Source organism: Acinetobacter sp. BZX-2 (assembly GCF_055179795.1).
In genome coordinates this window covers 3,547,150-3,562,884 of sequence record NZ_CM143686.1, presented here as the reverse complement: position 1 = coordinate 3,562,884, position 15,735 = coordinate 3,547,150, and the positions used below count along the sequence as shown (strand labels likewise).

The window sequence follows — 15,735 nt, the reverse complement described above, 5'->3', positions numbered from 1 at the left end:
AATATTCTGAGCGCCCTGTAATATTCGGATTTGATCGTCACGCCAATCACAGGACAGCAGAGCAAAAGTATTGGTAACTTTTGATCTCTCAGCAGATACATGGATAATGTATTGCGCCGAGTAGATTACTCCAATTTTGTGCGATGTTGGTAAATATTTAAGCAAACTCAGTTCTTTTGGCTGAAAATTAAGCAAAGTGATTTCACGGTAAATTTTCTATTTAGAATCAGGTTTAAGTGTATTTCTATTTGATATTAAGCTGGATTTACCATAACGATAATTGTGCTTCATCTTGTTGTTCTGACAATTGATACAAACCCACACCAATCAATCGAAATTGAAAGTGTTCAGGAATCTGCATTTCCACTAATAAAATTTTGATCACTTGAACCATTTCTTGTTGTGAATTTAAAGGCTGTTTAAAGCTTTTACTGTGTTGTAAAACTTGGAAGTTTTTGAGTTTAAGTTTGACGTTTACGCCACGCGCCTGCATGTGCTTTTTTTGTAAACTGAGCCAGACACGTTCAATCAACTTGTCCCAATAAGGAGAACATTGCGTGATACTTAAATCATCATCAAAAGTGGTTTCGTTCGAAATCTGCTGTCTTTGCCGTTCAGCTTGCACAGGTCGATCATCAATCCCTTGGGCATATAAAAACAGTTGCTTACCGTATTTCCCAAAATGATGAATCAGTATATTTTCTTCAACTTTCTGTAAATCGCCCAAAGTTTCAAGGTTTAAACTTTTTAATTTTTCTTGTGTGACTTTGCCTACACCAGGAATTTTCTTTAACGGTAGATCATGGATGAAATGTTGTACCTGACTGGGTTTAATGATGCAGATTCCATTCGGTTTATGCCAATCGGAGGCAACTTTTGCTAGAAATTTATTGGGTGCAACGCCCGCTGAGGCTGTTAATCCTGTTGTATTAAAAATATCGGCTCGGATACGTTCCGCGACTTCAGTTGCACTGGGAATATTTTGTAAATTTTCAGTGACATCAAGAAATGCTTCATCTAAAGATAATGGCTCAATGGTCGCTGTATAGTGCTGAAAAATTTCATGAATTTGACGGGATACTTCACGATATTTTTCAAAATTTGGTTCAATCACCACGACTTGAGGGCAACGTTTTTTGGCTTGTGACATAGACATTGCAGAGCGTAATCCAAACTCACGTGCAGGGTAGGAGGCAGCAGCAATCACTGCCCGTGGATGATGTGAAGAAATCACCACAGGTAAATGTTTTAAGTCGGGACGCTCACGGAGCTCCACAGATGCATAGAATGCATCCATATCAATATGAATGATTTTTCTCATGAAACACACAGTGTTAAAACGCTGTAGGACTATTCTAACCGATCATGATTTAGTTCAATTTATTTATTTTAATTTTGTTTATTCTCTGCGACAGATTGTGTCTATATAAACTATTTTTAAATAACTTACATACCATTCTACAAAAGGTAGTTAAATTTTTTAATGGCTTACACTGCCCCAAATTATAATGAAAGGTTCAAATTAACTTGTGCAGGCATTTGTTACTTTGAAGGATCAAAGTAACCAAAATCCTTTGTTGGTCAAAGGGGATATCCCTATCGCCCTTGACCAACGGCGGCATCCATGCCGCCTAACACGGTAGCAATACCAAGTATGATCAACTTATGAAAAAAGCAAAAGCAGTTAGTCACCAAGTTAATAATATTGACTGATATAAAATTCATTTTTCAGGCTGAGTAATCTGATTTTCTTCTAAAAATGTTTTCCATTCCTCTGCATTGCCATGGAAAACATTTAAATCGACTGATTTGCGAATGCCTTGAATTGAGCCTTGGTTGGTTTGTTGCCAAAATGTCCATGCACGTCCATCTTTTAAATCAGGTTGTTCTTTATATTCACGAATCCAAATCGGTGTGTTCTGAAATTCACCAACTAAAATAATGTTATAAAAATTTTTAGAGGTATAGAAAATCGGTTGTTTCGCATAATGATGATGTAATTCATCATGCATGATTTTGATTTGTTTTAATAATTGCTCTTTGGTAAAGGTGTTGATGCAATTGCTGTCATATTCCAAATCAATTACAGGCGGTAAGGCGTTGGATTTATTTGGAACAGTTTCAATAAAATTCTGTGCTTGTATTTTCCCTTCACGACATAAACGATAAAAATGATAAGCACCGACATGCATGCCTCGTTCACGTGCTTCCATCCAATAATTTTGAAATTGATCATCTTGATAATCACCGCCTTCGGTGGCTTTCAGATAAACAAATTGATACTGCTGAGGAGAGATTTTTTTCCAATCAATCACACCTTGATGGTGAGATATATCAAAACCTTTGATGGGGTAAGTTTCGGCAGAGGCGGAGTTATGATAGAAAATGGCCAAACTGATGCTGATCACGCCGCACAATAACGCGATGGCAAATATCGAACCATAGCGGGTAAATTGTCGTTGTTTTTTCATAGATCGTTTTGGCATGGGTTTTTATCTATCAGAATGAGGCTAGTTTAACGTGATCTGTATCTCAAAACTATGACGAAGCAGGTGTAAATGTTATATGGCTTGGTTTTTTGGAATCTGATAAAAGATCAATGCAGTGATGATATTGATTGCACCTAAACAGATGAGTGTGGTGTGGAAAGCCTGAGTGATGTGCTCTTCTCCAAAATACGCCGTAAACAGATTAAGCAATGCACCTGCTAAGGCAACTCCGATACTCATCGAAAGCATCATAATCATCGACAAGAAGCTGTTACCACTACTGGCATCTTGTTGAGGAAGGTCTTTGAGGGTAAAGGTATTCATAGTTACAAACTGCAATGAATTCAGTGTCCCAAAAATAAAGAAATGTACGGCTCTTAACCATGTTGGGGTATCTGCTGTGGTCAATGCAAAACTGGCAATACATGCGCCAACCAAGAATGTATTGATTAACAATATTCTGCGATAGCCGATTTTGGAAATAATCGGTCGAATAATGGGTTTGGAAAATAACGATCCTAAAACCATTGGTGTGAGCATGATTCCAGTCATCAAGGGTTCCATTTTAAAAGCCACTTGCAACATCAGTGGTAAAATAAAAGGAATCGCATTGCTACCAAAACGAGCAAAGAAATTTCCTAAAACGCCAATGGTATAAATTTTATTTCTAAATAAGCTGCTACGAAATAATGCATTTTGATGCGTATGTGCATGATAGGCGTAGACCAATGTGGCAATGAGCCCTGCCAGCAATAATCCAATACTGAAACCCTTTGAGACGTCACGACTGGCAATATTTTCAATGCCCAAAGCCATTCCAACCATAGCAATGACCAATAAAATAAACCCACTGAAATCGAATTTTTTTACTGTAGGTTCAGTGGTATTTGGCATGGCTTTAAAGGTGACTAACATACCCAAAAGCCCAATGGGTAAATTGATCAGGAAGATCCAGTGCCATGATGCAATTTCAACAAGCCATCCGCCGAGTGTTGGGCCGATCAATGGTCCCATCAACCCAGCCAAACTCATGAGACTCATTGCAGATAAAAACTGTTCACGAGGAATCAGTTTAAGCATAGCTAAACGCCCTACAGGCAGCAGCAATGCGCCACCGATACCTTGCAGTACTCGAAAAGCAATCAAGCTATTAAAACTATTGGAAAGTGCGCAGCCTAGTGAGGCTAAGGTAAAAATAATAATCGCTGTAAAAAAGGTATTTCTGACGCCAAAACGATCGGCTAACCAACCACTGAGTGGAATACATGCAGCGACAGAAAGCACATAACTGATCACCACGCCATGCATACGTAACGGATTTTCATGCAAGCTGTTTGCGATTGCAGGCAATGCCGTGTTGATAATGGTGGTGTCTAAGCCTTGCATAAAAAAGCCAATCGAAACCAAAAACACCAACAGATAAAACTGAGGCTGTAATTTTTGATGTGATGGCGTGGCTGCAGTCATATTTTTCAAATGCAAGATTTTGTGAATATTTTAAAGCATTCATGTTGTGAATTCTGTAGGAAATCGTTGTTATTATTCAGATCTATTATTCATTTATTTATGTAGATGGATTGCGCTCAGTTTTGAAATAAGCGAATGTGAGGTGATTGATCAGATAAAAGTGAGTGATATAAGCTGATATTATTTATTTGAAAAGGTATGCATGATCTTAACGTTAAAAAATAAAGCATTTAGCAGAGTCTTACATTTAAAGTTTATATTTAGAGTTAAGCCTTCGGCTCGACCTACTTTTCTTTCGGAAAAAGTAGGCAAAACCATTGTCATCCGCTGAACTCGTTCAATACCATTTATTAATCACACTCATCGCAAAAACATTCTCATTCAAATGTAGTCCTGCCTCAAACAATAGCGGATGACGTTTCCGTGTATCAATTAATCGTTATGAAGCAAGTTAAAAAACATTTTTTGAATTATCGCTGCATAACATCGGGTATAAATATATTCAGTCATTTATAAGAAAATTTTAGTCTTAGATGTTTTATTTTCTATACAATTTGAAAAATTAAAAGTTTTGAAAATTCATAAAAATGTCATAATCTCACAGACATTTATCATAAAGAAGACTGTTTTTTATGCGTCTGACTATACATCTAACCATGTATCTAAATAGAGGTTTAGCACATGAGCATTGATATTCTAATGATCATCGGCTTTTGTCTAGCGGCTTATTCGATTGTTGGAAATGATGTCCCGCAAACTTTAGGGACATTTATTTCTTCCAATGCACACCGACCATGGTGGATTCTCTGGATTTATACCAGTACGATTTTAACGGTTGTTTTGTTATATGGTTGGTGGGTGTCTGGTGTAGGTGATGCCTCGTATGGGCGTTTAGAAACCATTCCTTTTCCAAAAGAAGGAATGACTTGGTTATATGTCGTTCCGCCACTAATTCTTTTATTTTTAACACGTTTTGGTATCCCTGTAAGTACCACATTCCTTGTACTTACAATCTTTTCGCCCAGCAGTTTAAGTGCAATGCTGACCAAATCGATGCTAGGTTATGCCGTTGCATTTGTTGTCGCAATTATTATCTATCGTTTTGTTGTTAAAAAAGTCACCATCTATTTCAGTAAAACACGCCATCATCCACCTCCAAGAATTTGGATTGCAATCCAATGGGTTGCAACAGGTTTTTTATGGAGTCAATGGCTCATTCAAGACTTGGCAAACATCTTTGTATATGTGCCACGTGTTGTACCATTTTGGTTTATGCTGTTTGCTATCGCTGTCTTTATCACTCTGCTTGGTGTGGTTTTTTACCAACGTGGTGGAGCAATTCAAAATATTATTGATACCAAAACTGGGGTGCAAGATGTACGTTCGGCCACCATTATTGATTTCATGTATGCGCTGATTCTTTTGGTATTTAAAGAGATGAGTAATATTCCAATGAGTACCACTTGGGTATTCTTAGGTTTACTTGCAGGGCGTGAGTTTGCCATGGCGATGCATTTGAATGAAGTTAATAAATACCGAACTTCACGAAATGTCAGTAAGGATGCAATGAAATTGATGCTTGGTTTAGCTGTCAGTATTCTTTTGGCAACGGCTTTGCCTTGGCTTTATCGTGTGATTGAAGGCTAGTGTTGTTGGTTTAGAAATGATGATGTGTTTTCGACCTGATTAGATTCTTGAATTAGCATTTACATCCCTTGTATAGCCCTGTTACTACCAGTCAGTTAAGCGTAATTTAGTCGTTACTCATCTAAAAATCTCCCCTAACCCCTCTTTAAGAAAGAGGGGAACTATTGAGGATTTAAAAAGGCTTAACTGATCAGCATTACTGTTACTACCTATTGAAAATGTTGAGGTATTGGCTTTACAAAGGAAAGTATTAAAAACGCTTAATTCATAAATCTCAGAACTTTATTCTATTGGTCTAAACCCAACCATTGTCTTTGATGATAAGCGCTGTCCCAAAATAACCATTCCAATTCAGCGCCTTTGGTATAAGCCTTATGCATTTTTTCAAGCGTATCTGCATCACAACGTTCAGCAATACGGTCAATGGTGATTAAAACATTGCGTACAGCTTCGTTAAACTCTTCACCTGAATAGGTATCGACCCAAGCTTGATAGGGATTGTTGGCTATAGATTGACTGACAATATCTTTACCCACTTCTGCATAAATCCAGAAACAAGGTAATAAAGACGCTAACACAACAGGGTAACTTTCAGACCAAGCTGTTGCCGTTAAAAAAGAGGTGTAATGATGGCATGCCAATGTTAAAGGCGTATTTTCAAAATCAGCCTTACTGATTCCAAAACCTTTCATAAAACCATCATGCAAACTACGTTCAACAACAATGGCTTCTTTAGCGCCTTGAGTGAACTGGATAATGTCATCTGCTTCATAGGCTTTAGCACCACATATCGCAAGTGCACGTCCATAAGCCACCAAATAGTGTGCATCTTGAATCACGTAATGGCAAAACGCTTCACGACTTAAAGAACCATTGGCAAGCTCTTGGTTAAACGGTAGGGCTAAAGTTTTTTGATATAAAGCAAGGTTGCGTTGCCAAACGTCTTGAGAAAAGCTCATGTCATTTTCCTACAAAAATTCTAAATTTAGAATTAAAAATGATTAAATATTAACGAGGTTGTTGATTTGCAAAACTATAGCAGTTCTACGCTGTCTTAGGGATTTGCATATGATATTTTTCAGTCCGTCTTCATAAAAATAAAACAAACAACTTTGGCGAATAGTGAAAAAGTCGTCATAATATCCGCATTAAAAATTCAGTTTTTATTCTCACTATTTCTGATGTAAATCCATTTTTTGTAGGTGATGCTGATCAGTTAAGTGTAATTTAGTCGTTACGCATCTGAGAATCTCCCCTAACTCCTCTTTAGAAAAGAGGGGAACTATAATTTCTGTAGGTCACGTGTCATGATGAAACATTTTGGTTTCTCAATCTTTTTTACAATTGTGTGTTTGGCAATTTCTGCATATTGGGGCTTTACACATGGCCCAAATGCAGGATTTCAAGCGATGTTATCTGCATTAACCATTACTGCAATTCTTGCGGTGATGGAAGTATCACTTTCATTTGACAATGCGGTGGTCAATGCATCGGTACTACGCAATTGGGATCATTTCTGGAAAATGATTTTCTTAACAGTAGGTATTCTGATCGCCGTATTTGGCATGCGCTTGGTTTTCCCAATTGTAATTGTTGCTGTCACTGCTGATATGGGCATGTTAGAAGTGATTCAAATGGCCTTGAATGATCCGATTGATTATTCAGCACGATTGATTGCACATCATGCTGAAATTGCGGCATTTGGTGGTTCATTCTTATTGTTAGTATTTTTAAACTTCTTTTTGGATGAAGGCAAAGATACACACTGGTTTAAGTGGTTAGAAAAACGTTTAGCAAACTTAGCCAATGTTCCTGCAATGTCTGTTTTTCTCGCATTGATTGGTTTATTGATCATGGCAGCGAATGTGGATGAAGCAAAACGTTTAGTTGTGACAATGGCTGGTATTTGGGGCATTGTCATTTATATTGGAGTGCAAGTGCTGAGTCATTTACTCGGTGGTGAGCCTGAAGTCGATGAAGATGGCAATACGATTGGCCATGATGCAAGTGGTGCACCGACAGGCGTGATTAAAGCAGGTATTGGAGGCTTTATTTACCTTGAAGTTTTAGATGCTTCTTTTAGTTTTGATGGTGTGATTGGTGCTTTTGCGATTACTTCAGATGTCGTGATCATCATGCTTGGTCTTGCAATTGGTGCAATGTTCGTACGTTCAATGACTATTTACTTAGTCGATAAAGGGACTCTAGATGCATATATCTACCTTGAGCATGGTGCACATTATGCGATTGGTGCTTTAGCTTTTATTATGTTGGCAAGTGGTACAGGCTTACATATCCCTGAAGTTGTTACAGGTTTGATTGGTGTTGCATTTATCGTTTGGGCAATTATTGCTTCGATTCAATATAACAAACGAATGGAACAACAGCATTAATCCTTTTTTAAGAAAAACGATTACAATAGGGGGCGCTTTAAAAGCGTCCTTTTTTATACTCAATGTTTCCACAAAGTTGTCGCAATATGCGATGATGTGTGCGATGAATAGCTCGCCAGTTTTGATAAGCCAATAGATATGATGAATTCTTTAGAACGCCGATCGACTTTTGCATTAAGCAGTATTTTTGCTTTACGTATGTTGGGTTTGTTCATGATCATTCCTGTCTTTGCTGTTGCAGGACAGTCATATCAATATGCCACTCCAGCATTGATCGGTTTAGCTGTGGGTATCTATGGTTTAAGCCAAGCTTTATTACAAATTCCTTTTAGCTTATGGGCAGATCGTTTTAATCGTAAACCTTTGATCGTTTTCGGCTTATTGCTATTTGCTTTAGGTGGTGCTGTTGCTGCCATGTCTGAGACGATTTACGGTGTGATTATTGGTCGTGCAATTGCAGGTGCAGGCGCCGTATCCGCAGTCGTGATGGCATTATTGGCAGATGTGACACGTGAAGAACAACGTACTAAAGCCATGGCAGTCATGGGAATGAGTATTGGTTTATCCTTCGTAGTTGCATTTAGTTTAGGGCCTTGGCTCACGACATTGGTGGGGATTTCAGGATTATTTTGGGTGACAACGATCATGGGATTGTTGGCTATTCTGATGTTATTTCTCGTCCCGAAAACTACACGACACCATAAAAATTATCAACAAGGTTATTTAAATCAGCTTAAACAAGTTTTGAAAATGGGTGACTTGAATCGCTTACACGTTTCAGTATTTTCATTACATTTATTACTGACCGCTATGTTTGTTTATGTACCTTCACAGCTGATTGATTTTGCTGGGATTCCATTGTCTAAACATGGTGTGGTGTATTTGCCTTTGTTGCTCATTAGTTTGTTCTTTGCTTTTCCTAGCATTATCCTTGCGGAAAAATATCGCAAAATGCGCAGTATTTTCCTGACTGCGATTGCTGGAATCATCGCTGGACTGGTTATTCTGATTTTTGGTTATGAGTCTAAATATATCTTGTTGTTAGGACTCGGTTTATTTTTTATAGCCTTTAATGTGATGGAAGCTTTACTGCCATCATGGTTATCCAAAGCCGCACCGATTCAATCTAAAGCTACGGCAATGGGTGTGAATGCAAGTGCACAATTTTTGGGTGCATTTTTTGGTGGAACTTTAGGCGGACAATTAATTTTACTTAATAATACGGCAATGGGTTGGAGTGTTTTATCAGCACTTGCTATAATTTGGCTGTTCATAAGTTTTGGACTGGCTCAACCACGCTATTTGACATCCATCGTATTGCGATTGCCTGAGAATAAACAAACCGATGATTGGACTTCTCAGTTATTGGCAATTCATGGTATTGAAGAGGTCGTGGTGATGTCTGAACAACAGGTTGCTTATGTTAAAGTCGATAAACAGCAGATAAATGATGCTGCGCGACAACATTTAACGCACTTGTTGGGTAAAGAGGTAGCCATTTAAACATAACTCTTATAAAGTAAAACATAGAATTGAATAGGAAGATAACGTCTGATGCGTGGTGTAAATAAAGTCATTTTAGTCGGTACTTTAGGTCGTGATCCTGAAACCAAAACTTTCCCAAATGGGGGCTCTTTAACGCAGTTTTCAATTGCGACAAGTGAATCTTGGACAGATAAAAATTCGGGCGAAAGAAAAGAACAAACCGAGTGGCACCGTATTGTATTACATAACCGTTTAGGTGAAATTGCGCAGCAATATTTACGTAAAGGCTCAAAAGTCTATATTGAGGGTTCTTTGCGTACTCGTCAATGGACAGACCAAAGCGGTCAAGAGCGTTACACCACAGAAATCCGTGGTGAGCAAATGCAAATGTTAGATTCAAATAATCGTCAGCAAGGCGGTGAAGGTGGTGACGGCGGTGGTTATAACCAACCACGTTTTAACAATAACCAACAACAAGGTGGTTATGGAAATCAGGGCGGGAGCCAAGGTGGCTATAATCAAGGCAACCAAGGTGGTTATGGCAATGGCGGAAACAATGTCAATCAGGGTTTCCAATCTCCTAAGCCGCAACAAGCGCCGACCCCAGCAGCTGCACCAGCTGATCTAGATGATGATTTACCGTTTTGAATCATATATAGATTTAATCTGTTAAGTTGGTTAAGGTTTTATTATTTTAAATTTATTTAAAATTAAATACTTAAATAGAAAAATAGCTTCTTTTATTTTGTAAATAAGAGAAGCTATTTTTTATTTCGTAGCTTCAAAAGCGAAGTGCAACACATTTGTAATGGGTTGCACTTAACTTTTGAATCCGCGCTTTATAAAACTAAATACAACAGATATTTAAAAGCTTTAATCCATCATTAGAATAAAAGCTTGATAGCTTTTCGATACTTATTAGATTTAATTGTTCCTGAATTTCTTCTATACGTTGTTTTGAAAATGAATTTTTTTCTGAACTGGAAACTTTTTCCCAGAACTTTTTTAAATGCCAAAAAACATAAATAGCATGCAGTATTCCTTTATTATTTCGAGGTTCATATTTCCAAGGAGAATATATTTTTTTATCTGTTAAAAGATAGAAATCATATTTTTTTTCTAATAAAGATAGTTGCAAATGCATGGTTTCATGAATTAAATTTTCTACAGTTCTTTCAATCCAATTTTTTAGGTGAATATCTGGCAAATTGATAAAAATTGTATACGGTAAATTTGGATCGCTAAAACTGGTATCATTATAATCATTATCAGTTTTTAACAAATGAATCGATTTAACTAAAGACTTTGTATAAAAACCCATATAGTCATTATCATATTTAGAAATGTATTCAAAAGCATCTTTAATTTGTAACATTGACTTTTCGATATCATATCTTTGATCAAGATTAATACCAATATCTGACCAAGTATTAGACATATAATCTGGTAGTTTTTGGAGTATACATAAATCTTCATTTTTATTATTTAAGTTATTTATATAATCAAAAGTATTGTAGTTTTTATAGTGTATATCGCTATCTAATAAATCTAAAATATTCTCTTTAGTCGGATATAAACAATTATACATAAAATTTATCTTGAATAAAAAGTAAAAATAATAGTAAGTCTATTTTTTGAATAAATTTCACTTACAGCATGGTATGAATTTTCTGATATTTCAAAGCTTTGTAGTAAATTTCCTATAGGGACAACTATATTATGTATTGATGATGCATCATTGTTAGTGAAGATCATGCATAAACCACCATTCTCAACATCCCAATTCGAGTTGAAATGCATAAGTAATCTGTGACTCTCTTTTATAGTATCTTCATTTAGAAAATCATTATGTATTTTTATGACATGACCTTTTGTCAATTTATGAGCTACTACATCAATATTATCGAGTAAGTCTATTTTATAAATATTCTCCATTCTTGTTTTCAAGCCTGAAAGATATTCAGTTGAGATTATAAATTTCAAGAAGTCGGGTAGTTCAGCATCTTTTAAACTAAATTCATACTGTGTATAAAAGCTAGCTTTTACTAAGTTCCATTGTGCATCATGTAGTAACCAATTTTGTATGCTATTTTTTAAATATTCATCAATAGAATAATTAGAAAAGAAATGTTTATAAGGATATATCTCTAAAGGTATATCTTTTGGAAGGTTTATCATTTAATTTCCATTAAATCTAATAGTTTATAAATATAGTATTTATGATCTTGACAGTAAATGGATGGGTTGTCGAATTTTTTCTCTTTACTCCATCTTGATAAAGGCATTCCGCCACCACAAATGAAATTTATTTCACACTTTATACATTCTTCGCATGTTGGCTTTTGAATTTTAGATGCTTCTTTATATTCATTAGATCTTAGAATATCTAATAAGGCATTAAGTACATTAATATTTGGGCTATTCTCAAAGTAATCAGCACCATTAAAAGTTGCCCTTAATGTGTCATTTTTACGGATATCACCATTAGTCTCAATTACTAGGATCCCATAAAAATTTTCTCCCTTTCCTTCTTTATCTGGATTTCCTCCAAGAATTATTTTTATTAAATCATCAAAGAAGCGAATCGGAACTGGATTAGGATCGTTCAGATAGTGCTCTAATAATTCTCCTAACCACGTACCGTATTCTAAACTTTCAAAATTTTCTTTATTTTTTGGTAAGTACGTATGGTTTCCATCTTGTAAAAGAACATCAATACTTTTACTACCGATACTTTTTAAGTATTCATAATTTTCGATAGGTGATGTAGTCGGCTGAATTACAGATAATGTTCCTGAAAATAAAAAATCTTTATCAGGATGGGCAATTAATTTATCAATTCCATTTATAACTTTTTGAAATGAGCTTTGCCCATCATGTGTGAATCGAGCAATATCATTTGATTTCTTTACACCATCTAAACTTACAGAAATGCTGGTTTTATAATGACTACAGATTTCAATTATTTCATCATTTAAAAGTATTCCATTTGTTTGGATAGCTATCGGATACTTTTCATAATTAGGTAAAACTATACGTAACTTTGAGAGTATTTCTTCTAGTTTTACAGAACCTAATAACAACGGCTCACCGCCATGTAATACAACTGCGAAGCCTTTATTTTGGAACGTGATAACTTGATCTATACTTTTGCAAATTGAATCAATTGTTTCTGTACTGATTCTTTTTGGTTGATCAACCCAATTTTGATCTTGTCCTTGATATACGTAACAATAACTGCAATCAAGGTTACATCTGCTGGCAACCTTGATTAACAGAGTGTCTAAGGAATTGAACATTCTTAGCGATTATGTCGATTATGAACTCGGTCATAGTTACCACCAACACATGACATTTGTTCTTTTTCCATCTTTACTTCTTTAATGAGTCTTTGTAACACGACACTATTTAAAGCTGGTTGCTTGATGTCGTGAGCGTTTACTGTTGACTGTGTAATTGGTTGCATTGAAGTACACTCGTTTAATTATTGCTCTAATTATAAAATAGAATTTTAAAAAAACAAATAAAATAAATAGGTTATAGTTTTTTATTTTTTTTACTTTATATTTAAGTGATTGAAATTTAATTAAATATATTTTTTAAAATAGATTGTATCAAATTTATACAGAAATTTTATAGAATACATATAGGTTATATCTTCATGAATAATATATATTTTATGAATAATTTTCTGCATTAATATGAAATCTGATATAAAAAACAAGGATTTTTTGTTTGGAATAATGAAATCATAATGTCTCGTACTGAGGAGGATTATTTTAAAAAATATTTATTATTTTGGAAAAATTAAATCTTTGAGCGAATTCTATTTTAGAAATAGGGTTTGGTCTTGGAATTTCTAGTAATTTAATTCAAAAGCATCTTCTACCTACGAAACACCATATAGTTGAAATAGAAGCTAATATTTTTAAAGATTTACTTGTATTTTCCCAAGATAAGAGTGGAGTCGTAGCAACTTTAGGAGATTGGCGATTAACTGATCTTCCAGAAAAGGGATATGATTTTATATTCCATGATGCTTATGACTATGGAGCTATTTCTGAATATGCTAAGTTTTCTTATGATGATCATTATCTTATTTTTAGTAAAATTCTAAAAGATGATAGTGTTATATGCCATCCACATTTTGGTGATGGACCCGTAAGAGACGTTCCATGTTTTAAAACCACGATTGTTGAAAGATTAAAGGTAAGCCCTATTACTATTGGGATCAATCTATATGTGAAGATGCTGCCATAGTCTTAAGAAGGAAATGTTAGCCTTATTTGGGGGAAATTGATGAACTATTTGCAGAAGGTTGGACTGCCACTAATAAAGTTAATTTTGTAAAGTTAAAAGTGACTTAGAAAATAGAATGAAGCTCTATAAAATTTTATTTAACTTTACAAAAAATTAAATTAACAAGATAAACATATGAATTATAATATTTATTTTAACATATATGGACTGCCGTTTTAATTGATTAAAAAGAATCAATCATCATCCCAACCCTCTATAAAATAGAGGGTTTTTTATTTGTTGTGGATTATTTCTTAGCTGAAACCCACATCGTGATCACAGCTTTAAAAACGATATTATTCGCAGTATCTCGTACTTCAACATTCACGAGATAATCACTACCTTGGCTCCATTTAAAATTTTCCTCAGCGGGCTTGGCAATAGCAACTAAATCAGTTTCAGCCTTTTTAAGATATTCTACGGTCATGCCTTTTGGAATCCAGCGATGTGTTGAAGGAACAGTCACATCTGTCATGGTTCCACCTGCCAGTTCAGCCATATTACACATAGCAATCGCATGAACAGTGCCAATATGGTTTAAAACAGCACGATGTTTTTTAATTTTGATTTCACAATAATTCGGTCTAAGTTCCTCAAATACAGGAGAAATACTACTGAAATAAGGTGCTTTTAAACACAGTAATTTTGAATATGTCCATTTTCCTGCAGGCTTATTTTTAAAGCTGTTCCATAGTTTGAGTGCTTGGCTCATTTTTCTTTCCTAATGTATTTGAACAGAATATAATTCTAATACAGAATAATATTCTGTTATTGGTCAAGCAAACGAATTTTTTAGATGGGATGGTCAATATCATCATTTTAGGATGAATCAGCAGTAGGTTTTTTGAATGGATAATTTAGTTTTATTAGAGAGAATTTATAGTGGTCGTCGTGCTGAACTGAAACGTATTATTTTAAATGAAGCACTGTTTTGCTTTCTCAATGATGGGATTGAATCGACAACAATTGAAATGATTCGTGATCGTGCGAATACCAGTATCGGTGCGATTTATCATCATTTTAGGAACAAAGAAGGAATTGTTCGGGCATTGTATTTATCAGCTTTGCAAGATCAAGCTCAGCGCCGTGAACATGCTTTGCAGTCGGTGCAGTCATTACAGCAGGGCGTCGAAATAGTCATAGCCAGCTATATCGATTGGGTGGTGGAGTTTCCAGATTTTGCACGTTTTTTATATGCTGCAAATTTTATTCTTATAAAAAGCGATGATGTTTCTGAATTAAAACAAAGAAATCAGCAGAGAAATCAGCATTTATTGAATTGGATGAAGCAACAATCAGGCTCTGTTTCTCTTCAAAATATTCCCTATGAATTGCTGTTATCGTTAGTCATTGGTGCAACAGAAAGTTATTGCCGTGCATGGCTTTCAGGCAAAGTAAGTACCTCGCCTATGGTCTATAAGCAGACATTGGCACAAGCCGCTTGGCATAGTATGAGTTACATGGCTGACAGTGAAAACAAGGCGGAATAAGCGCCTTGTTTGAGTTGGTACATTCTATTTTAAACGGGGCAATTCTAATTAGAAAACGCGTGAACTTTGCATATAGTCAGCAGTCACTTGATTCAAACTGTCGAGAATCAGTGCCTTATCACCTGTTTCAATGGCTTGATTGAGCTGTTGCATATAGCCCAAGAGTTGTGTTTTGGCTGCTGCTGAAAATTCAGCTGTTACGCCTTGGTCTTCATAAAGCAAAACATAGTTTTTAGCAAAACCATAAATGAGGAAAAGTGAGCTTTTTTCTAAGTCAGCGTCAGTATTTAAAATCTGTGCTTCACACTGATTTTTGAGTTGCTTGAAAGCATCGCTACCATTAGAAAGGTTTTGGAATTGCTTTAGAAGTGTAGAAAAAATCATTTTTAAAATCCACTCAAAAAGAAAATTTACAGAACAAGTTGGTATAGGTCAAGAGAATTTGAAATAGAGTTTTTCGATAGC

At 35.5% G+C, this 15,735-nt stretch carries 15 protein-coding genes; 5 read left to right on the top strand and 10 right to left on the bottom strand.

Annotated elements, in window-relative coordinates; translation table 11 throughout:
- Positions 1 to 265 precede the first annotated feature (265 nt).
- From dinB to mdtD, 3 genes are all read right to left on the bottom strand, one after another.
- Positions 266 to 1,321 carry a DNA polymerase IV gene (gene dinB / locus ACY45D_RS16750; RefSeq protein WP_463107723.1) on the bottom strand — a complete coding sequence of 352 codons (1,056 nt, stop codon included), beginning with the start codon at positions 1,319 to 1,321 and terminating at the stop codon, positions 266 to 268.
- Between the two features lie 400 nt (positions 1,322 to 1,721).
- On the bottom strand, positions 1,722 to 2,486 hold the full coding sequence (locus tag ACY45D_RS16745) for a glycoside hydrolase family 25 protein (protein ID WP_463107722.1): 765 nt from the start codon (positions 2,484 to 2,486) through the stop codon (positions 1,722 to 1,724).
- 75 nt (positions 2,487 to 2,561) lie between these two features.
- A complete protein-coding gene (mdtD, locus tag ACY45D_RS16740; RefSeq protein ID WP_463107721.1) occupies positions 2,562 to 3,956 on the bottom strand; it encodes a multidrug transporter subunit MdtD in 1,395 nt (464 codons plus the stop codon).
- Positions 3,957 to 4,637: 681 nt separating this feature from the next.
- On the opposite strand from mdtD, the gene ACY45D_RS16735 reads away from it, so the two are divergent.
- The gene (locus tag ACY45D_RS16735; RefSeq protein ID WP_463107720.1) at positions 4,638 to 5,603 is read left to right on the top strand and encodes a hypothetical protein; all 966 of its coding nucleotides are present in this window, start codon (positions 4,638 to 4,640) and stop codon (positions 5,601 to 5,603) included.
- Between the two features lie 287 nt (positions 5,604 to 5,890).
- Here the strand turns inward: ACY45D_RS16735 and tenA are convergent, their stop codons facing one another.
- Entirely contained in the window at positions 5,891 to 6,562 is a 672-nt protein-coding gene (tenA, locus tag ACY45D_RS16730; protein ID WP_463107719.1) for a thiaminase II, read from the bottom strand.
- Positions 6,563 to 6,910: 348 nt separating this feature from the next.
- Here tenA and ACY45D_RS16725 point away from each other — a divergent pair, with 348 nt between their 5' ends.
- From ACY45D_RS16725 to ssb, 3 genes are all read left to right on the top strand, one after another.
- Entirely contained in the window at positions 6,911 to 7,996 is a 1,086-nt protein-coding gene (locus ACY45D_RS16725) for a DUF475 domain-containing protein (RefSeq protein WP_463107718.1), read from the top strand.
- A gap of 138 nt (positions 7,997 to 8,134) precedes the next feature.
- Complete coding sequence (locus ACY45D_RS16720) at positions 8,135 to 9,499, top strand: MFS transporter (RefSeq protein ID WP_463107717.1); 1,365 nt, start codon at positions 8,135 to 8,137, stop codon at positions 9,497 to 9,499.
- A 51-nt stretch (positions 9,500 to 9,550) separates the two neighbouring features.
- On the top strand, positions 9,551 to 10,129 hold the full coding sequence (ssb, locus tag ACY45D_RS16715; protein WP_463107716.1) for a single-stranded DNA-binding protein: 579 nt from the start codon (positions 9,551 to 9,553) through the stop codon (positions 10,127 to 10,129).
- Between the two features lie 199 nt (positions 10,130 to 10,328).
- On the opposite strand, the gene ACY45D_RS16710 is transcribed toward ssb, so the two are convergent.
- The 5 genes from ACY45D_RS16710 to ACY45D_RS16690 all read right to left on the bottom strand — a co-directional run bounded on the left by ACY45D_RS16710 (position 10,329) and on the right by ACY45D_RS16690 (position 14,492).
- The gene (locus ACY45D_RS16710) at positions 10,329 to 11,069 is read right to left on the bottom strand and encodes an aKG-HExxH-type peptide beta-hydroxylase (RefSeq protein WP_463107715.1); all 741 of its coding nucleotides are present in this window, start codon (positions 11,067 to 11,069) and stop codon (positions 10,329 to 10,331) included.
- A gap of 5 nt (positions 11,070 to 11,074) precedes the next feature.
- On the bottom strand, positions 11,075 to 11,659 hold the full coding sequence (gene yhhC, locus ACY45D_RS16705) for a cyclophane-containing peptide 2OG-Fe(II) oxygenase YhhC (RefSeq protein ID WP_463107714.1): 585 nt from the start codon (positions 11,657 to 11,659) through the stop codon (positions 11,075 to 11,077).
- Complete coding sequence (gene yhhB / locus ACY45D_RS16700; protein WP_463107713.1) at positions 11,656 to 12,780, bottom strand: cyclophane-forming radical SAM/SPASM peptide maturase YhhB; 1,125 nt, start codon at positions 12,778 to 12,780, stop codon at positions 11,656 to 11,658. Before yhhB ends, yhhC begins: the two co-directional genes overlap by 4 nt.
- Positions 12,781 to 12,782: 2 nt before the next feature.
- Positions 12,783 to 12,947: a YhhA family cyclophane-containing RiPP gene (yhhA, locus tag ACY45D_RS16695; protein WP_463107712.1), complete on the bottom strand. Its 165-nt coding sequence runs from the start codon at positions 12,945 to 12,947 to the stop codon at positions 12,783 to 12,785.
- A gap of 1,080 nt (positions 12,948 to 14,027) precedes the next feature.
- The gene (locus tag ACY45D_RS16690) at positions 14,028 to 14,492 is read right to left on the bottom strand and encodes a hotdog fold domain-containing protein (protein WP_463107711.1); all 465 of its coding nucleotides are present in this window, start codon (positions 14,490 to 14,492) and stop codon (positions 14,028 to 14,030) included.
- A gap of 136 nt (positions 14,493 to 14,628) precedes the next feature.
- Here ACY45D_RS16690 and ACY45D_RS16685 point away from each other — a divergent pair, with 136 nt between their 5' ends.
- Entirely contained in the window at positions 14,629 to 15,270 is a 642-nt protein-coding gene (locus ACY45D_RS16685; RefSeq protein ID WP_463107710.1) for a TetR/AcrR family transcriptional regulator, read from the top strand.
- Between the two features lie 48 nt (positions 15,271 to 15,318).
- Here ACY45D_RS16685 and ACY45D_RS16680 read toward each other — a convergent pair whose 3' ends face one another.
- Positions 15,319 to 15,654 carry a hypothetical protein gene (locus ACY45D_RS16680; RefSeq protein WP_463107709.1) on the bottom strand — a complete coding sequence of 112 codons (336 nt, stop codon included), beginning with the start codon at positions 15,652 to 15,654 and terminating at the stop codon, positions 15,319 to 15,321.
- Positions 15,655 to 15,735 lie beyond the last annotated feature (81 nt).